General features: G+C 53.0%; 19 protein-coding genes. 12 read left to right on the top strand and 7 right to left on the bottom strand.

Annotation, left to right across the window (positions count from 1 at the left end; all coding sequences use genetic code 11):
• Positions 1 to 3 precede the first annotated feature (3 nt).
• A complete protein-coding gene (locus JK216_RS01425; protein WP_212711490.1) occupies positions 4 to 429 on the top strand; it encodes a flagellar protein FlhE in 426 nt (141 codons plus the stop codon).
• A gap of 119 nt (positions 430 to 548) precedes the next feature.
• On the opposite strand, the gene argS is transcribed toward JK216_RS01425, so the two are convergent.
• Positions 549 to 2,279: an arginine--tRNA ligase gene (gene argS, locus JK216_RS01420; RefSeq protein ID WP_212709237.1), complete on the bottom strand. Its 1,731-nt coding sequence runs from the start codon at positions 2,277 to 2,279 to the stop codon at positions 549 to 551.
• Positions 2,280 to 2,522: 243 nt separating this feature from the next.
• Here argS and JK216_RS01415 point away from each other — a divergent pair, with 243 nt between their 5' ends.
• Positions 2,523 to 3,086 (top strand): VOC family protein, encoded by a 564-nt coding sequence (locus tag JK216_RS01415; RefSeq protein WP_212709238.1) that lies wholly within the window; start codon positions 2,523 to 2,525, stop codon positions 3,084 to 3,086.
• A gap of 256 nt (positions 3,087 to 3,342) precedes the next feature.
• Positions 3,343 to 4,074: a copper homeostasis protein CutC gene (cutC, locus tag JK216_RS01410; protein ID WP_212711491.1), complete on the top strand. Its 732-nt coding sequence runs from the start codon at positions 3,343 to 3,345 to the stop codon at positions 4,072 to 4,074.
• A 39-nt stretch (positions 4,075 to 4,113) separates the two neighbouring features.
• Here cutC and cmoB read toward each other — a convergent pair whose 3' ends face one another.
• The 3 genes from cmoB to JK216_RS01395 all read right to left on the bottom strand — a co-directional run bounded on the left by cmoB (position 4,114) and on the right by JK216_RS01395 (position 6,779).
• Entirely contained in the window at positions 4,114 to 5,082 is a 969-nt protein-coding gene (cmoB, locus tag JK216_RS01405; RefSeq protein WP_212709240.1) for a tRNA 5-methoxyuridine(34)/uridine 5-oxyacetic acid(34) synthase CmoB, read from the bottom strand.
• Positions 5,079 to 5,807, bottom strand: coding sequence for a carboxy-S-adenosyl-L-methionine synthase CmoA (gene cmoA / locus JK216_RS01400; RefSeq protein WP_212709241.1), 729 nt, complete (start codon positions 5,805 to 5,807; stop codon positions 5,079 to 5,081). Before cmoA ends, cmoB begins: the two co-directional genes overlap by 4 nt.
• Positions 5,808 to 5,957: 150 nt before the next feature.
• Positions 5,958 to 6,779: a DUF72 domain-containing protein gene (locus JK216_RS01395; RefSeq protein WP_212709242.1), complete on the bottom strand. Its 822-nt coding sequence runs from the start codon at positions 6,777 to 6,779 to the stop codon at positions 5,958 to 5,960.
• 238 nt (positions 6,780 to 7,017) lie between these two features.
• Between JK216_RS01395 and aspS the strand changes: the two genes are divergently transcribed.
• The 6 genes from aspS (at position 7,018) to ruvB (ending at position 12,370) form a co-directional block, all read left to right on the top strand.
• Positions 7,018 to 8,802, top strand: coding sequence for an aspartate--tRNA ligase (gene aspS, locus JK216_RS01390; RefSeq protein WP_212709243.1), 1,785 nt, complete (start codon positions 7,018 to 7,020; stop codon positions 8,800 to 8,802).
• A complete protein-coding gene (gene nudB, locus JK216_RS01385) occupies positions 8,802 to 9,239 on the top strand; it encodes a dihydroneopterin triphosphate diphosphatase (protein ID WP_212711492.1) in 438 nt (145 codons plus the stop codon). The genes aspS and nudB overlap by 1 nt, the downstream gene beginning before the upstream one ends.
• A gap of 92 nt (positions 9,240 to 9,331) precedes the next feature.
• Positions 9,332 to 10,075, top strand: a complete 744-nt coding sequence (locus JK216_RS01380; protein WP_212709245.1) for a YebC/PmpR family DNA-binding transcriptional regulator — start codon at positions 9,332 to 9,334, stop codon at positions 10,073 to 10,075.
• Between the two features lie 36 nt (positions 10,076 to 10,111).
• Entirely contained in the window at positions 10,112 to 10,633 is a 522-nt protein-coding gene (gene ruvC / locus JK216_RS01375) for a crossover junction endodeoxyribonuclease RuvC (protein ID WP_212709246.1), read from the top strand.
• 103 nt (positions 10,634 to 10,736) lie between these two features.
• Positions 10,737 to 11,354: a Holliday junction branch migration protein RuvA gene (gene ruvA / locus JK216_RS01370; RefSeq protein ID WP_212711493.1), complete on the top strand. Its 618-nt coding sequence runs from the start codon at positions 10,737 to 10,739 to the stop codon at positions 11,352 to 11,354.
• A gap of 8 nt (positions 11,355 to 11,362) precedes the next feature.
• Complete coding sequence (gene ruvB, locus JK216_RS01365) at positions 11,363 to 12,370, top strand: Holliday junction branch migration DNA helicase RuvB (RefSeq protein ID WP_212709248.1); 1,008 nt, start codon at positions 11,363 to 11,365, stop codon at positions 12,368 to 12,370.
• A gap of 64 nt (positions 12,371 to 12,434) precedes the next feature.
• Here ruvB and znuB read toward each other — a convergent pair whose 3' ends face one another.
• On the bottom strand, positions 12,435 to 13,220 hold the full coding sequence (znuB, locus tag JK216_RS01360; protein ID WP_212709249.1) for a zinc ABC transporter permease subunit ZnuB: 786 nt from the start codon (positions 13,218 to 13,220) through the stop codon (positions 12,435 to 12,437).
• Positions 13,220 to 13,972, bottom strand: a complete 753-nt coding sequence (gene znuC, locus JK216_RS01355; protein WP_212710234.1) for a zinc ABC transporter ATP-binding protein ZnuC — start codon at positions 13,970 to 13,972, stop codon at positions 13,220 to 13,222. Before znuC ends, znuB begins: the two co-directional genes overlap by 1 nt.
• Before the next feature lie 77 nt (positions 13,973 to 14,049).
• Here znuC and znuA point away from each other — a divergent pair, with 77 nt between their 5' ends.
• The 3 genes from znuA to lpxM all read left to right on the top strand — a co-directional run bounded on the left by znuA (position 14,050) and on the right by lpxM (position 17,444).
• Positions 14,050 to 15,018 carry a zinc ABC transporter substrate-binding protein ZnuA gene (znuA, locus tag JK216_RS01350; RefSeq protein ID WP_212711494.1) on the top strand — a complete coding sequence of 323 codons (969 nt, stop codon included), beginning with the start codon at positions 14,050 to 14,052 and terminating at the stop codon, positions 15,016 to 15,018.
• A 14-nt stretch (positions 15,019 to 15,032) separates the two neighbouring features.
• Positions 15,033 to 16,358, top strand: a complete 1,326-nt coding sequence (gene mepM / locus JK216_RS01345; RefSeq protein WP_212711495.1) for a murein DD-endopeptidase MepM — start codon at positions 15,033 to 15,035, stop codon at positions 16,356 to 16,358.
• A 123-nt stretch (positions 16,359 to 16,481) separates the two neighbouring features.
• Positions 16,482 to 17,444 (top strand): lauroyl-Kdo(2)-lipid IV(A) myristoyltransferase, encoded by a 963-nt coding sequence (lpxM, locus tag JK216_RS01340; protein ID WP_212711496.1) that lies wholly within the window; start codon positions 16,482 to 16,484, stop codon positions 17,442 to 17,444.
• Positions 17,445 to 17,508: 64 nt separating this feature from the next.
• Here lpxM and pyk read toward each other — a convergent pair whose 3' ends face one another.
• Positions 17,509 to 18,951, bottom strand: coding sequence for a pyruvate kinase (pyk, locus tag JK216_RS01335; RefSeq protein ID WP_212711497.1), 1,443 nt, complete (start codon positions 18,949 to 18,951; stop codon positions 17,509 to 17,511).
• Positions 18,952 to 19,286 lie beyond the last annotated feature (335 nt).

Here is a 19,286-nt window from a genome sequence, read left to right as displayed (position 1 = left end):
CCGGTGGCGTATATTTCACGCTGTTCTCTGTTGCTGCTGCTGGTCGTGGCCGTAAGGCTGCCAGCGGCTGATATCACGCTCAGTGGCAGCCTGCCGGGCCCGGCAATGACCCGCCGCGGCCACTGGGTGACGACACGCCCGCTAAATATTGTTGTGCCATCCGCCGGCAATATTCTTCGCACTGGCTGGTATTACCAGCTAACCGACCCGGCCCCGGCCGGATTCCAGGCTCAGTTATGCCGGGGGAGTGATTGTTTTACGCTGGACGGGGGCAAGGGCGCAGGAGACTGGTTCAACTCAGATCGCGGAACAGGGCCGTTTTATCTGCGTTTCCGGATACAAAGCAGTGCGGTTATCCCCGCAGGTTTTCGTGTGGTTAGCACTGAGGTTCGTGTCACTTACCGGCAGCGACAGAATACTATGCGTTAGTCTGTTAAGGGCTATGTTGTTGCGCAACGTCTGGCAGAACAGAAACAGGAAAGCGTAGTATAGCCCGCATTGTCCTGCGACTGTTCCGCCATACCGGAGGAGGGCTCCGGTCAGGAAAATCACATACGTTCGACGGTGTTAATTCCGAGGGTGTCCAGACCACATTTCAGGGTTCTGGCTGTCAGGCTGGCCAGTTTCAGACGGCTATGGCGGGTGGCGTCATCCTCAGCGGCCAGAATCGGGCAGTGCTCATAGAAACCGGAGAACAATACGGCCAGCTCATATAAGTAAGCACACATTACGTGAGGCGTACCTTCGCGGGCGACCTGCAGGATGGTTTCTTCAAACTGCAATAAGCGAGTTGCCAGTGCTGCTTCACGTGGCTGGCTGAGGATGATACTGCCTTCTGTTGTCTGTTCGCTGATTCCGGCTTTACGGAAAACGGATAATACGCGGGTGTAAGCGTACAGCAGATAAGGTGCCGTATTACCTTCGAAAGCCAGCATATTGTCCCAGTCGAAAATATAATCCGTGGTACGGCTTTTGGACAGGTCAGCATATTTTACTGCACCAATACCGATAACCTCGGCCAGCTGCTGCAGCTCCTGTGCAGACATCTCCGGATTTTTATCACTGACCAGTTTCAGCGCACGTTCGTGGGCTTCATCCAGCAGATCGGCCAGTTTAATGGTGCCACCGGCACGGGTTTTAAACGGACGCCCGTCTTTACCCAGCATCATACCAAACATATGGTGTTCCAGCGGGACGCTGTCCGGGACATAGCCGGCTTTACGGACGATAGTCCACGCCTGCATCAGGTGCTGGTGCTGACGTGAATCAATGTAATACAGCACACGATCGGCTTTCAGGGTTTCATAACGGTATTTTGCACAGGCAATATCGGTGGTGGTGTACAGGTAGCCGCCATCCTTTTTACGGATGATCACCCCCATAGGTTCACCTTCTTTATTCCTGTACTCATCCAGGTAAACGACAACGGCACCTTCGCTTTCTACCGCGAGGCCTTTTTGTTCCAGATCAGCAACAATGCCCGGTAACATAGAGTTATACAGGCTTTCACCCATCACATCGTCACGTGTCAGGCTGACATTCAGACGGTCATAGTTGTACTGGTTCTGCGCCATGGTGATATCCACCAGTTTCTTCCACATCTGCGCACAGTACTGGTCACCGCTCTGTAATTTCACCACATAGCTGCGGGCCCGCGCAGCGAATGCCTCATCCTGGTCATAAAGCTGTTTTGCTTCACGGTAAAAGGCTTCCAGGTCAGACAGGGCGATCTCAGTCTGTTGTTCCTGTTGTTTTTTCTCCAGGAAGGCAATTAACATGCCGAACTGGGTACCCCAGTCGCCGATATGGTTAGCACGGATAACCTTGTGTCCGAGAAACTCCAGGGTGCGAACCGAAGCATCGCCGATAATCGTGGAACGCAAGTGACCCACATGCATCTCTTTTGCCACATTTGGTGCCGAATAGTCGACCACGATAGTCTGTGGTGCTACCGGCGAGATATTCAGACTGTCTGACGCCAGTGCCTGTTCGGCCCGGGCAGCCAGCCACTGCGGGTCGAGGAAAATATTAATAAAGCCGGGACCGGCAATTTCGGTTTTGCTGGCAATTCCTTTCAGATCAAGGCGGTTAAGCACCTGCTCGGCCAGTTGTCGCGGTGCCTGACCCATTTTTTTGGCAACAGCCATAATGCCGTTGGCCTGATAGTCGCCAAACTGTGCTTTGGCAGACTGACGTACCTGCGCTTCGCAGTCGGCCGGAGCGCCAGCTGAGATCATTGCCTGACTGATTTTTTCTGAAAGAATAGCCTGAATATTCACCGAATTACCTTTATAAGCTGTTAACACCCCCGTGCACGGCCAACCACTGGTTGCCGGTTTTCAATACGTAAGGGGCAGTAATCGAAATTGAGTCGGGCAGTATACGTGAAAGGCTGCCGGACGTCAGCAGTCGGATAGCTCCCTGTTCGCGGAAGCCGGCGGAGAATATTTTTCCCTGCGGGCTTTACATGGTGCGGGGGAGTCGCAAAAATAGCGGCGCAGATTTTTTACCGATGGAACACTATGACTGATATTGCCACTTTTTCCCGGTTATTGCCGGATCTTGCCGATGACCTGCAACGCTTTGCCGGTGATCTCAGTAACCTTGCTCACCGGCTGGGATTGTCGCTGGCAGAATTACAGCCTGACCATATTTCACTGCGCTGCCATCAGAATGCCACCGCAGAGCGCTGGGCTGCCGGTTTAAGCGAACTGGGAGAGATGTTTTCCCGTGCCGATATCAATCAGCGGCCGGTCTGCCTGTTCAGATTACATCAGCCACTGCGGCTGCTGAACTGGCAGATCCCGGTGGTGGAACTGCCGTGGCCGGGCAGCAAACATTACCCTCATGAAGGCTGGGAACATATTGAAGTGGTTCTGCCGGGTGATCCGCACACCCTGGGGCAACGTGCGATGGCGCTGATTGCCGATCACGGGCTGACTCAGCCGGGTATGTCGTTTAAAACCAGTGCCCCGTCAGCAGAACATGACAGCCTGCCTAACCCGACTCTGGCGGTAACTGACGGCAAAACGACGATAAAATTCCACCCGTATACACTTGAAGCGGTTGTCGCCAGCGAAAAATAGTCACTGCCCGGCAGTCGGAGAACGCTGGCTGCCTGCGGTTATGATGGTTACGCCGGTTATCTGTGCGTTGTCCGTTGCGGTACAACTGCCATTTTTGTTTGAATTTATATCCCCTTAACTTCGCCGGTGTGATTCCGGTCGCCCCTTTAGTGCTGATTAACTGCCATTATTGGCGCTCGCGTAAACCGGACAACTAACAGAGTTTTTATCCGTATTTTTACGATTACCAACACAGACTGTTTGATAAGGGGAGCCCATGGCGATACTGGAAATCTGCTGCTACGGTGCGGATTGTGCGTTACAGGCCGCTGAAGCCGGTGCGGATCGTATCGAGCTTTGCGCCGGACCACGTGAAGGCGGGCTGACACCCTCTGCCGGGGTGTTACAGCAAGTGATTAACGGGGTTACGGTACCGGTTCATCCGATTGTCCGCCCGAGGGGCGGAGACTTTTGCTACAGCGACAGGGAATTTGCTGCGATGACATCAGATATTGCCCTGATTAAGCAGCTGGGTTTTGCCGGGGTGGTGGTGGGGATTCTCGACAGGCATGCACATATTGATATAGCGCGGATGCGGGAGATTATGCAGTTATGTGACGGTATGGCGGTCACTTTTCATCGTGCGTTTGATTTATGTCACAACCCTTACCGGGCGCTGGATGAACTGACCGAACTGGGAGTGGCGAGGATCCTGACATCCGGCCAGCAGGAGCATGCGGAAAACGGATTATCCCTGCTCAGCGAACTGAATATCCGCAGTCGCGGACCCGTGATTATGGCCGGGTCCGGTGTCCGGCTGAGTAACCTGCACCGGTTTACCGGCGCAGGGATACGTGAAATACACAGTTCGGCCAGTAAAGCGGTGAGTTCACCGATGCACTACCGTAAAGCAGGGGTCAGTATGAGTTCCCACTCTGCAGATGATGAATTTACCCGTTACATCGTGGACGGCGAAATGGTCTCGGCAATGAAAAGTATGATGCAATAGTCCTGCAGCCAGCCGGCAGAGAATCGCCGGCTGTGATGGTCAGGGTTTACGGGCAATCAGTACCGCCCGTAGCGGCGCCGGGTAACCTTCCACCGTCAGGCGGTTATCCTGAGGGTCAAGAAATTCAGCCAGGGATTCGCTGGTCATCCAGTCAGTCCGGCGTTGTTCTTCGGTTGAAGTGACCGCATGGTCGACAATCCGCACCTCGGTAAAACCGCATTTTTGCAGCCAGTGTTTCAGCGCAGCAGCCGATGGCAGAAAATAGACATTACGCATTTGTGCATAACGTTCACCGGGGACCAGTACGGTATTTTCATCACCTTCCACCACCAGGGTTTCCAGCACCAGCTCCCCTCCGCTGATCAGCTGATTTTTTAATTGCATCAGGTGGTCAAGGGGAGAGCGGCGGTGATAAAGCACGCCCATAGAAAATACGGTGTCAAAAGCATTCAGCTCCGGAAGCTGTTCAATACCTACCGGCAGCAGGTGTGCACGGCGATCATCGCCCAGCAGTTTACGTACCGCTTCGAACTGGCAGAGAAACAGTTGCATCGGGTCAATACCCACCACCAGTTCAGCGCCTTCACCGAGCATCCGCCACATATGGTAGCCACTGCCGCAACCGACATCCAGAACGGTACGGCCCGCCAGTGGCGAGATATGAGGTAATACCCGCTGCCATTTCCAGTCGGAACGCCATTCCGTATTAATCCGGGTGCCATACAGTGCAAAGGGACCTTTACGCCACGGCATTAATTGACGGAGCAGTGTTTCGATGCCCTGGCGCTGACGCGGGGTCAGATTATCACTATCGGCACTGACGCCATTCAGCAGGTCACATTGCCCCGGAGTCAGGGCTGGCAGGTGATCAATGGCTTTTTTCCACAAACGGAAATGGCCATGTAAATTTTCGCGTTGCCACTGGCTTAACTGTGCAGGCAGAACTTCCAGCCACGGGGCCAGAGGGCCGGTAGCGATTTGCTGATAAAAACGTCCGAAATCAATCATTTTATTGCCACAAGTGAACCAAAATTAAAACACTGAAACCATTGTTCGGCGTGCCGGAATCCGGCGCTATTAAGCCGTGCTTTATGCGTGTTAACACTGTCTGTCAGCATTACGTTTTCCAGCATGCTGCGCTTCTGGCTGATTTCCAGCTCGCTGTATCCATTCGCCCGTTTAAAGTCGTGGTGCATATTAAACAGTAACTCATCCATCTGCTGATCTTCGAAACTGAACTTTTCTGACAATACCAGTGCACCGCCCGGCTTAAGACCCTGATAAATGTTGTTCAGCAACTGCTGGCGTTCGGCAGGGGCCAGAAACTGCAGGGTGAAATTCAGTACCACCAGCGAGGCATTGGTAATCTCAACCGTGCGGATATCGTCTTCGATGACCTGAACCGGTGTCTGTGCACGGAAAGCATCAATATGCCGGCGGCAGCGTTCGACCATGGCCGGTGAGTTATCGACAGCAATAATTTCGCATCCGGGGTGCCGGATATTACGGCGCACCGACAGGGTAGCAGCGCCCAGAGAACAGCCAAGGTCATAAACACGGGTATCGGGCTGGACAAAACGTTCGGCCAGCATGCCGATCATTGAAATAATGTTGGAATATCCCGGCACTGAGCGTTGGATCATATCAGGGAAGACTTCAGCAACCCGTTCATCGAAAGTCCAGTCACCTAATTTTTCGATCGGTGCTGAAAAAAGCATATCACGGTCAGACATCACAGTATCCGCAGGACCTCAAAAGCGGCTATTGTCGCAGAAACTGGCGCAGGCTGCACCCGTCAGCGATATTTTTAGTGCTCATTGTACAGAAAACCCCCCGCTGTGCTGGCAGTAAGGGCTGGCTGCGGCAGGTTCATCCGCTGCGTTTCAGAACAGTGACTGCTGATCAGGCCATGACGGCAGTGCCGGTAGTCCGGCGGTCAGTGGCTGTAATTCAGGCCATAGCCGGTGCAGTAAAGGAAACACCTCGCCCATCTCCGGGGTATGGATAAACAATAACGGAGACCGCGCCGACTGCCATTCCTGCAGACGGGCAGACCAGCGGGCAAACAGCTCTGCGGAATGGGCCACGTCGTCGCTGCCGATAAAACGGATCATCGGCTGTTCTGCTGTGCACACCGCATGGACAGGAACTTTGGGTTTCTTTGCCTTAGCATCCAGCGCGGCGGCACTGACCGAAGCCGAAGAGTGTACTGCCCGGCTATCAAGGATGACGCGGTTAACCCCGCGGTCGGCCAGCCCGCGGTTCAGGGCCCGGCCTGCTTCCGGCTGACTGAAAAAGGCGTTATGCCGGACCTCTACGCCATAGGTAAATGCTGAAGGAAGTTGTTGCAGAAAAGCCCATAACTCCGGCAATTGCCGCGGGGAGAAGCGGGCCGGCAACTGCAACCAGTACTGTGCTATCCGCTCTGACAGCGGATCCATCCGGCGGAAAAAGTCATTCAGTAAATCGCCCGTATCACGTAATGCGGCATCGTGACTGATGGTGGCCGGAAATTTAAAACAAAAGCGGAAATTATCGCCGGTCATCCCCCGCCAGCGCAGTACGGTATCGTTATCCGGCAGGGCATACAGGGTGGTATTACCCTCGACACAATCAAAATGCTGCGCATAGTCTTCCAGGGTATGAAGCCCGGCACGTTTCCAGCCGGGATGTTGCCACTGGGGTAAGCCGATTCGTAAGGTCACTGGGTATCCTTCAGGCAGAGTGTTATACAGAGACTGGCGGCTAAGGGTAGCCTGAAATTGTACCAATAACGAAAAACTTCTGATCTGACTGCTGAGTAATCAACCGCTTTCGCACTGCTGTACTTATCCTGTGCCCGTTTTTCCAGTATAATACGTCCCATTTTGCAGCCGGTGATTTTCGGTAAAGATTCCGGACAAAGGTCAGACCGCTGCGGCAAGGCCAAAAAAGGATAGCGTTATGCGTACAGAATATTGCGGAAAACTCAATATGTCCCACGTCGGGCAGCAGGTAACCCTCAGCGGGTGGGTTAATCGTCGCCGTGATCTCGGCAGCCTGGTGTTTATTGATATGCGTGACCGTGAAGGTATTGTGCAGGTGTTTTTTGACCCTGACTACCAGCAGGCTTTCGCGCTGGCGTCTGAGTTGCGGAATGAGTTTTGTATCACCATTGAAGGTACTGTGCGGGCCCGTGACGATCGCAATAAAAACCCGGAGATGGCGACTGGTGACGTTGAGGTGCTGGCGACCGGCCTGACAATCATTAACCGTTCTGAGCCGTTACCCCTGGATTCAAACCATATCAACAGCGAAGAAGCACGGCTGAAATACCGCTATCTGGACCTGCGTCGTCCGGAGATGGCGCAGCGCTTTAAAACCCGCGCCCGCATCAGCAGTTTTGTGCGCCGGTTTATGGATGCCAATGAGTTCCTGGATATCGAAACACCGATGCTGACTAAAGCGACGCCGGAAGGTGCCCGCGACTATCTGGTGCCGAGCCGTGTGCACAAAGGTGAGTTCTATGCATTACCTCAGTCACCTCAGTTGTTTAAACAGTTACTGATGATCTCCGGTTTTGACCGTTATTATCAGATTGTAAAATGCTTCCGTGACGAGGACTTACGTGCCGATCGTCAGCCTGAATTTACTCAGATCGATGTTGAAACATCCTTTATGACGGCGCCGCAAGTGCGCGAGATCATGGAACGGATGATCCGCGAACTGTGGCAGGAAATCCGCCAGGTCGATTTGGGAGATTTCCCGCAGATGACGTTTGCCGAAGCGATGCGCCGTTTCGGATCGGATAAACCGGATTTACGTAACCCGATGGAACTGGTCGATGTTGCTGACTTACTGAAAGAGGTTGAGTTCCAGGTATTCTCTGGCCCGGCCAATAACCCGACAGGCCGTGTTGCGGCACTGCGTGTACCTGGCGGTGCTCAGCTGACCCGTAAACAAATTGACGAATACACGAAATTTGTCGGTAATTACGGTGCCAAAGGCCTGGCATGGATGAAGGTCAACCAGCGCGATGCACTGCCGGAAGGCATTCAGAGCCCGGTGGCTAAGTTCCTGAGCGCCGAAATTATTGAAGAAATACTTAAACGTACTGCGGCAACCGATGGTGACCTGATCTTCTTCGGCGCGGACAAAGCCAGTGTGGTTGCTGATGCTATCGGCGCACTGCGTCTTAAAGTTGGCCGCGACCTGTCTCTGACCAATGAAAACAGCTGGGCACCTCTGTGGGTGGTTGACTTCCCTATGTTTGAAGATGACGGTGAAGGGCATCTGGCGGCGATGCACCATCCGTTCACTGCACCGCGTGATCTGTCGCCTCAGCAACTGGCCGCTTCCCCGGCAGAGGCGATAGCCAACGCTTACGATATGGTGATTAACGGTTATGAAGTCGGTGGTGGGTCGGTGCGTATCCATGACGGTAAGATGCAACAGGCTGTATTCAGCTTGTTGGGTATTGATGAGCAGCAGCAGCAGGAGAAATTTGGCTTCCTGTTAGATGCTCTGAAATATGGTGCGCCGCCTCATGCAGGGCTGGCATTCGGTCTAGATCGCTTAGCGATGCTGCTCACCGGTACCGATAACATCCGCGATGTTATTGCGTTTCCGAAAACGACCGCTGCCGCCTGTCTGCTGACCGATGCACCGGGCCCGGCAAATCCGGACGCTCTGGAAGAACTGGCGTTGAAAGTGGTAAAGAAAGAAAAAGTCTCACCTGAGAACAAGTAATGAACTATAAACACCCTGTTTCGGTGCTGGTGGTGATATACGCACAGAGCACCGGCAGAGTGCTGATGCTGCAGCGCCGTGATGATGCCGGATTCTGGCAGTCGGTGACCGGCAGCCTGGAGCCGGGGGAAACCCCCGGCCAGGCGGCGGCCCGTGAGGTGCAGGAAGAGCTGGCCATTGATGTTGCAGCTCAAGGGCTGATGCTGGAAGATTGTCATCAGCAGATTGAGTTCGAAATCTTTCCGCATTACCGGCACCGTTATGCCCCGGGGGTCACCCATAACCGCGAGCACTGGTTTTTGCTGGCGTTACCGGAAGAACTCCCGGTTGTCCTGAGCGAGCACCTGGCCAGCCAGTGGCTGCCTGGGGCACAGGCGGCGGCACTGACCAGATCCTGGAGTAACCGCGACGCAATTGAAAAATTTATCGCCTGCTAATGCGTCAGGGCGATGTCATTGGATGACAAGCAGACTCTGTACAGAGCGCTTTGTACCCGATTATCTAATAACCAGATAGTGAGAAACTGATTATGGCCGGACACAGTAAATGGGCTAACACCAAACACCGTAAAGCGGCACAGGATGCCAAACGCGGGAAAATTTTCACCAAAATTATCCGTGAACTGGTAACCGCAGCCAAGCTTGGCGGGGCGGATGCAAGTTCTAACCCGCGTCTGCGCGCGGCAATGGATAAAGCATTATCCAATAACATGACCCGTGACACTATGGATCGTGCGATTGCCCGTGGTGCCGGTGGCGAAGACAATGCCAATATGGAAACCATTATCTATGAAGGTTATGGTCCGGGCGGCAGTGCGATTATGGTTGAATGTCTGAGTGACAACCGTAACCGTACCGTGTCTGAGGTTCGTCATGCGTTCACTAAAACCGGCGGTAACCTGGGCACTGATGGTTCAGTTGCCTATCTGTTCAGCCGTAAAGGTGTGATCAGTTATGCGCCGGGTCAGGACGAAGACACTATTATGGAAGCAGCACTGGAAGCCGGTGCTGAAGATGTGATGAGTTATGATGATGGTGCGATTGACGTATTTACAGCCTGGGAAGCGCTGGGCAATGTCCGTGATGCGCTGGAAGCCGCAGGCCTGAAAGCGGACACAGCTGAAGTGACAATGATCCCGTCAACCAAAGCCGAAATGGATGCGGAGACTGCGCCAAAACTGTTACGGCTGATCGATATGCTGGAAGACTGTGATGATGTGCAGGAAGTTTACCATAACGGTGAAATTTCTGATGAGATTGCAGAAACCCTGTAATCTGCGGTTTCCGCTACCCGACACAGGCCGGATATTATGGCGATAATTCTGGGGATTGACCCGGGGTCAAGGATCACCGGTTATGGCGTTATCCGTCAGACGGGCAGGCAGTTAACTTATCTGGGCAGTGGCTGTATCCGGACCAATACGCCGGCATTACCTGAACGTTTACGCCTGATTTATGCCGGCGTCAGTGAAATTATCACCCAGTTTGCCCCGGATTATTTCGCCATTGAACAGGTATTTATGGCTAAAAATGCCGATTCGGCGCTGAAGCTTGGCCAGGCACGCGGGGCGGCAATTGTCGCTGCGGTGAATCAGGGCGTGCCGGTATTTGAATATGCGGCACGTCAGGTCAAACAAACGGTGACCGGTACCGGTGCGGCAGAGAAGTCACAGGTACAGCATATGGTCCGTAATCTGCTGAAATTACCGGCTAATCCGCAGGCAGATGCGGCGGATGCCCTGGCGATAGCGATTACCCATTGTCATATCAGCCAGAATACGCTGCGCGTCAGTGATAATGCCTTATTACTTGCCCGTGGCCGGTTGCGCTGAAGTCCGGGCCGTACCCCGTCACTCTGTTATCAGGGCTGGATATTCATCCAGCCTTTTTTGTGTTATAAATCGGTGCAATTCATAAAATAAAAGGATACGTACAGTGATTGGTCGTCTTCGGGGTCTTATACTGGAAAAGCAGCCGCCGCTGGTGTTAATTGAAGCCAGCGGAGTCGGTTATGAAGTGCATATGCCGATGACCTGTTTTTACGAACTACCGGAACTGCATCAGGAAGCCGCTATCTTTACGCATTTCGTGGTCCGTGAAGACGCACAGCTGTTGTTCGGTTTTAACAACAAACAGGAAAGAACCCTGTTTCGCGAACTGATCAAAGTTAATGGTGTGGGACCGAAACTGGCACTGGCCATTTTATCCGGCATGTCTGCACAACAATTTGTGCAGGCCGTGGAGCAGCAGGAAATTGTCGCACTGGTCAAATTACCGGGCGTCGGTAAAAAAACTGCCGAACGCTTAGTCGTCGAAATGAAAGACCGGTTTAAAGGGATGCACGGCGACCTGTTCTCCGGAGAGACACCTTTTGAACTGTCGGCACTGTCATCTGCGCCGGCAGATAATAATGATGCGGAAGCGGAGGCTGTCTCGGCACTGGTGGCGCTGGGTTATAAGCCTCAGGAAGCAAGCCGTATGATCAGTAAAGTCGGCAAGCCGGCCGCTGACTGTGAAACGTTAATCCGTGAAGCATTGCGTGCAGCAATATAAGGATCCTTATGATTGAAGCTGACCGTCTGATCTCTGCGGCGCCCCGGACAGAAGAAGAGACACTGGACCGTGCTATCCGGCCAAAATTACTCGATGAATATGTCGGGCAACCGCAGGTCCGCGAGCAGATGGAAATCTTTATTAAAGCCGCCAAAATGCGTAATGATGCCCTCGACCATTTACTGATTTTTGGTCCGCCGGGGCTGGGTAAAACTACGCTGGCGAATATTGTGGCTAACGAAATGGGCGTTAATTTACGCACAACTTCCGGCCCGGTATTAGAAAAGGCAGGGGATCTGGCCGCAATGCTGACCAATCTCGAAGCCCATGATGTGTTATTTATCGATGAAATCCATCGCCTGTCACCGGTGGTGGAGGAAGTTTTATATCCGGCAATGGAAGATTACCAGCTGGATATTATGATTGGCGAAGGACCGGCGGCCCGTTCGATTAAGATTGATTTACCGCCTTTTACCCTGATAGGCGCAACCACCCGCGCCGGGTCATTGACATCCCCGTTGCGTGACCGTTTTGGTATTGTGCAACGGCTGGAGTTCTATCAGGTCGCTGATCTGCAGCATATTGTTGCACGCAGCGCCGCCTGCCTGGGGCTGGAGCTTTCTGCAGAAGGTGCGCTGGAAATTGCCCGCCGCGCGCGCGGGACACCGCGTATTGCTAACCGGTTGTTACGCCGGGCGCGGGATTATGCAGAAGTCTGCGCCGATGGCAATATGAATGGTGAGGTGACCGCCAGTGCACTGGATATGCTGAACGTTGACAGTGAAGGTTTTGATTATATGGACCGTAAACTGTTACTGGCTATCATCGATAAATTTACCGGCGGGCCTGTCGGACTGGATAACCTGGCCGCAGCGATTGGCGAAGAGCGTGAAACCATAGAAGATGTGATCGAGCCTTATCTTATCCAGCAGGGGTTTATTCAGCGAACTCCCCGTGGCCGTATGGCAACCACGCATGCCTACCAGCATTTTGCTATAGCCCGCGACAGGGACTGATTATACCGGGATACCAAGGTCACAGGCACTGGCCTTTGTCTCCCGGTCTGCGTATCGGCCGGGGTTATGCTGCGTTCTTTTTCAGCAGGCTGAGTATAAACAACACTGCCGCCGCGAGCACTACCGACGGACCGGCAGGAGTGTCGTAAACGGCTGAAAATGCCATGCCGCCGGTCACAGCGAGCATACCGCAGAGCACTGCCAGCCCCGCCATTTGTTCCGGTGAACTGGCAAAACGCCGTGCGGTGGCGGCCGGAATGATCAACAGAGAAGTAATGATCAGCGCCCCGACAAATTTCATTGCCACACCAATTGTCAGTGCGGTGATTAGCATCAGCAGTACCCGGCAACGGCCAATATTAACACCTTCAACCTGTGCCAGTTCCGGACTGATAGTCATGGACAACAGCGGACGCCATTGCCAGAGCAGGGTTGCCACCACGATCAGCACACCTCCGCCAATTACCCACAGGTCATCAGGCGTGACCGACAGTAAATCGCCGAACAGGTATGCCATCAAATCGACACGGACATTCGACATCAGGCTGACAACCACCAGGCCCAGAGACAGGGAACTGTGAGCCATAATGCCCAGTAAGGTATCAATGGCCAGTTGCTGACGGTGCTCCAGCAGCACCAGCAGCAGTGCCAGCAGCAGGGTAATGGCAATCACTGCATAATAGGGGTTGATATTCAGCAGTAAGCCAAAAGCCACGCCCAGCAATGACGCATGGGCGAGGGTATCACCGAAATAAGACATCCTGCGCCAGACAACAAACGATCCCAGCGGGCCGGCTGCCAGCGTCAGTAACATTCCGCCCAGCCAGCCAGGTAAAAGTAATTCAAGCATCAGTCAGTATTTCCTTTACGTAACACAATCCGGCCCTGTAAATCATGACGATGATTATGATGGTGGCGATAAATAGCCAGTTCTTCTGCACCCCGCTGGCCGAACATCGCAATAAATTCCGGATGACGTGAAACAACTTCCGGTGTTCCTGAGCAGCAGATATGGTGGTTAAGGCAAAGCACATCATCCGTTTTCGCCATCACCAGGTGCAGGTCATGGGACACCATCAGTACTCCGCAATTCATTTCATGACGTAATTGATTGATCAGGTCATAGAGTGCCACCTGGCCATTCACATCGACGCCCTGGGTCGGTTCGTCCAGTACCAGCAACTGCGGACTGCCAAGCAGCGCACGGGCCAGTAAGACCCGCTGCATTTCTCCCCCGGACAGTTTCTGCAGAGAGTAGTGCTGCAGGTGACCAGCCTGTACCCGTTCAAGGGCCGGTAAAACATCACCGGCGTTTACCTGTGGTGATAACCGCATAAAGCGTCCGACAGTCAGTGGCAGGGCAGGGTCAATATGCAGTTTTTGCGGAACGTAACCAATCCGCAGGTTCGGCGAGCGCCGGACTTGTCCCTTCCCGGGTGTCAGCAGACCCAGCACCAGGCGTACCAGGGTTGATTTACCGGCACCGTTAGGCCCCATCAGCGTCAGGATGCGCCCCGGTTGCAAGGAGAAGGAGATATTGCTTAATACGTCGCGGTGGCCGAAAGCGACCGAGACTTTATCTAACTCGACTAATGCAGTCATGGAATTTACAGTTTGCAACAAAAGTATTATGTTATAATATCACAATTTCTTACGGTATTACGAAGGATTGAATTAAAATGTTACATTTTAAATTCCGCCGGCTTCCGGCGTTGATGGCGCTAACCTGCGCCGGAATGTTGCCAGTGGCTGCGCAGAGTGCCGTGGTTACTTCGATAAAGCCACTGGGTTTTATTGCAGCAGCAATTGCAGACGGAGTAACGCCGGTGGAAGTTGTGCTGCCGGACGGTGCATCTGAGCATGAATATTCACTGCGGCCGTCAGACGTAAAACGTATTAAAAACGCGGACTTAGTGGTATGGGTTGGGCCGGAGATGGAGGCATTTATGACCCGCCAGCTGGCTGCATTGCCGGCAGATAAAAGCCTGCAACTGGCTGCCCTGCCAGCGGTTCACTCACAACTGATGAAAGGTGATGAGGATGACCACGATCACCATGAGCATCAGCAACATGACCATCCGGAAGGGGCCTCAGCTGCGGAGAACTCTGATAGCCATCACTCTCATGGTGAATATAATATGCATATCTGGTTGTCACCGCAGATAGCCGAGGCTTCTGCGATTGCAATTCATGATAAATTATTGGAACTTATGCCAAACCGCAGAGACAAACTGGATGCGAACCTGGAATCATTTAAAGCCGGGCTGGTTCAGACCGATAAGAAAATACGTGCCCAACTGACCCCGGTAAGCCATGAAGGATACTTTGTCTTCCATGATGCTTACGGTTATTTTGAGTCATATTTTGGTCTGTCACCGCTGGGTCACTTTACTGTGAATCCGGAAATCCAGCCAGGTGCTCAGCGATTACACCAAATCAGAACACAGTTGGTTGAGCAAAAAGCAGTCTGCGTTTTTGCTGAGCCACAATTCAGGCCAGCCGTTATCGATGCTGTTGCCAGGGGGACGTCAGTGCGTAAAGGTACTCTTGATCCGTTGGGAATGAATATCAGTATCAGCCGTGATAGCTATGTGACGTTTCTTTCACAGTTATCCGGCCAGTATGCGAGCTGTCTGAAAGGAGCATAAAAAGGAAAAATTAAGTGCAACAGATTGCCCGCTCTGTCGCCCTGGCATTTAACAACCTGCCGCGCCCCCACCGCATTTTTCTGGGGTCGCTGACGGTTATTACGCTGGCTGCCGCTGTCTGGCGGCCACCGTTTTACCATCATGGTGATGCTTCAGAATCGATAGTCAGAAATATAGAAACCGACACTGCACAACTGCGGAATATGTTGCCTGCGGCCAGTGAACCTATAGATCAGAGTACTTCAGCCCCGGATGAAGAAGATATTCCGTCAGATGACGCTGCCGATAATGATACTCCGGTTGGCCGGGAATATACCGTATCCTCAGGGGACACTTTCAGCAGTATCCTTAACCAGTACGGTATCGATCTCTCCGATATCAATGGGCTGGTAGACAGTGATAAAGCTCTGCGCGGGCTGAATATTGGCCAGACGCTGAGCTGGACACTGAACGGGGACGGTGAGTTGCAATCCCTGAGCTGGGAAATTTCACGCCGTGAGACCCGTAATTATCAACGCACGGCACAGGGCGGCTTTACCATGACCCCGACTGTCCAGCAGGGGGAATGGAAAGATACGGTTCTCCGCGGATCAGTGCAGGGCAGTTTCTCAGCCAGTGCACAGAAAGCGGGCCTGACCGGGTCCGAGGCCAGTGCGGTGATTAAAGCACTGCAATGGCAGATGGATTTTCGCAAACTGCGTGCCGGAGATAAATTCAGTGTACTGATGTCCCGTGAAAATCTGGACGGTAAGTCAATGCAAAGCCAGTTACTGGCGGTACGCCTGCGTTCGGCAGGTAAAGACTATTATGCTTTCCGCGCCGATGACGGTAAGTTTTATGACCGAAGTGGTTCCGGGTTGTCACGTGGTTTCCTGCGTTTCCCGACGGTGAAACAGTTCCGGGTTTCTTCTAACTTTAACCCGCGGCGCTTAAATCCGGTGACCGGACGTATTGCCCCACACCGCGGTGTCGATTTCGCCTTACCGATAGGTACCCCGGTACTGGCTGTCGGTGACGGTGAAGTGGTGGTATCGAAAAATGGCGGGGCAGCCGGGAATTACGTGGCTTTGCGTCATGGCCGCCAGTATATGACCCGTTATATGCACCTGAGCCGTTTGCTGGTGAAACCAGGTCAGAAAGTGAAACGCGGTGACCGTATTGCCCTGTCCGGGAACACAGGACGTTCAACCGGACCGCATTTGCATTTTGAAATCTGGATAAATAACCAGGCCGTCAACCCGCTGACGGCACAAATGCCGAGGATGGAAGGACTGAACGGCAAAGCCCGTAAGGAGTATCTGGCCAGTGTCAAAGGCTGGGTACCTCAGCTGACTTTTTAGCCAGCACTCCTTCTTTATAAAAAGCCGGGCAGTTTTTGCCCGGCTTTTTGCATTTATGCAGATGAAGATTGCAAATTGTCACTTCAGCACTATCATGATCGCGCGACTTACAGAGGCCAGTGCATGAAGAGTGAAAGAAAGAACAATATTGAGTTTATTCCGCAGTTTAAGATGTCATTCCTGAAACCAAAATACTGGGGTGACTGGATTGCTATCGGCGCGATGGCCGTGATGGCAATGCTACCGGTATCTGTCCGTGATCCGTTACTGGGGGCGCTCGGTACCCGGGTCGGGCGGCTGGCAAAAAGTGCCCGTCGCCGTGCGCGGATAAATTTATATTACTGTCTGCCTGAGTTATCGGAGCAGGCGCGGGAACAAATTATCGATAATATGTTTGCCACGGCACCCCGGGCAATGGTGATGATGGCGGAGCTGGCGATCAGAAAACCACAGGCGGTCAGTCAGCGGGTGGTATGGCACGGGCGTGAGATTATCCGGCAACTTCAGGATCAGCAACAGAATGTGATTTTTCTGGTTCCTCATGGCTGGGGAGTTGATATCCCGGCGATGTTGCTGGCTTCAGAAGGGCAGAAAATGGCGGCAATGTTCCATAACCAGAAGAACCCGCTGATGGATTATCTCTGGAACCGTCTGCGGCGTGTGTACGGCGGACGGATGCATGCCCGCAATGACGGAATCAAACCGTTTATCAGTTCGGTTCGTCAGGGCTACTGGGGATATTATTTACCCGACCAGGATCATGGTGCGGAACACAGTGAATTCGTGGACTTTTTCGCTACCTATAAAGCGACATTACCGGCGATTGGCCGTCTGATGAAAGTCTGTCGCGCGAAGGTGGTTCCCCTGTTTCCGGTGTATAATGGTAAAACACATCAGCTGGATATTTATGTGCGTCCGCCGATGGCAGATTTGGAACAGGCCGATGATAAAACGCTGGCCAGACGAATGAATGAAGAAGTGGAAGTTTTTGTCCGGCCTCACCCCGAGCAGTACACCTGGATTCTGAAATTATTAAAAACCCGCCGTGAAGGAGATATGGAGCCATATGCGCGTAAAGATCTCTGAGCTGCCAGTACAATAACGATGGGCGGGTTCCACGGGCGGTGATCTGCCGTGGAACCTCCGTTATCTATTCCACCCGCAATACACGGCTGGTATTCGTTGTTCCGCTGGCCCCCATAACATCGCCCTGAGTCACCACTACCAGGTCTCCGGACATCAGGTACCCCTGGTCACGCAACAGGGTGACGGCATCATGAGCTGCAGCCACACCGTCCGTGTAACTCTTAAACGCCACCGGCGTCACGCCGCGGTACAGGGCCGTTAGGCTGAGTGTTTTAGGATGGCGGGACATGGCGAAAATCGGCAATCCGGATGTGATCCTTGATGTCATTAATGCTGTCCGGCCAGACTCAGTCATGGCGATTATGGCAGTGACACCCTGCAACCGGTTCGCTGCATACATTGCCGACATAGCGATCGCTTCTTCGATATTATCAAACTGCATATCAGGGCGCGGTTCCGAAGCCTCAGCCCCCGAAATTTTCTCAGCGCCAAGGCACACTCTGGCCATCGCGCTGACGGTTTCAGCAGGATATTGTCCGGCGGCGGTTTCCGCAGACAGCATGACCGCATCGGTCCCATCCAGCACCGCGTTAGCAACGTCCATAACTTCTGCGCGGGTCGGCATCGGGTTAGTAATCATTGATTCCATCATCTGGGTTGCAGTGATCACCGTACGATTAAGGCGACGTGCCCTGCGGATCAGCGTTTTCTGGATACCGACCAGTTCAGGGTCACCAATTTCAACCCCTAAATCGCCCCGTGCGACCATCACCGCATCACAGGCAAGGATAATGTCGTCCATTGCTGCTTCGGAAGCGACAGCTTCGGCACGTTCCACCTTGGCGACTATCTGTGCATTACAGCCAGCGTCCTGCGCCAGTTTACGGGCGTAATGCAGATCAGCACCGACACGGGGAAAAGAGACTGCCAGATAGTCGACACCGATACTGGCTGCCGTGCGGATATCTGCTTTATCTTTTTCTGTTAAGGCCGCCGCCGATAAACCACCGCCCAGTTTGTTAATGCCTTTGTTATTCGACAGGGGGCCACCGACAGTGACTTCGGTAAATACCTGATATTCGTTAATCCGCAGCACTTTTAATTGTACCCGCCCGTCATCCAGTAACAGGATGTCACCGGGAACAACATCACGGGGCAATCCTTTGTAATCGATACCGACTTTATCCTTATCGCCTTCACCTTTTTCCAGGCTGGCATCCAGCAGGAAAGCATCGCCTGTATTCAGAAAGACCTTTCCTTCTTTGAAGGTCGACACCCTGATTTTCGGGCCTTGTAAATCGCCAAGGATGGCTACATGACGCCCCAGCTTTTGCGCAATCTCCCTGACTTTCACCGCCCTGGCCTGATGGTCTTCTGCGCTGCCGTGGGAGAAATTAAGGCGAACCACATTGGCGCCGGCAGCAATAATTTTTTCGAGATTATTATCGCGATCGGTCGCCGGGCCCAGGGTGGTAACAATTTTGGTTCTTCTGAGACGTCTTGACATGAAGGACTCCGTTAACAAAAAAGCTGCGGAGTGATGTTCCGCAGCAGGATATTCGCCGGTATTCTAGCTGATTCGGGTTATTCGTTTCGAGCTAAACTGTTGTCATTTTGTTAAAGCAAGCGGTGTGTGAGCTGTTATTATCTCAACGCTATTTGATTAGCCGGTCTTTGATACGGTACAACTTATAGTGAATTAATTTTTTCTGTCATGCAGCCCCGCATACTGCCGGCGGACGGGCTAACCGGTCTGCGGACGAAAGCCAGCGGCTATTATTTCCAGAGGTGATAACCCGCGTTGCGGGACAGTAAAAACCGTCTGATAATGTTACTATCAGG

This window comes from Tatumella sp. JGM94 (assembly GCF_018257595.1).
Taxonomy (GTDB): domain Bacteria; phylum Pseudomonadota; class Gammaproteobacteria; order Enterobacterales; family Enterobacteriaceae; genus Tatumella; species Tatumella punctata.
This window is presented reverse-complemented; position numbering and strand designations above follow the sequence as displayed.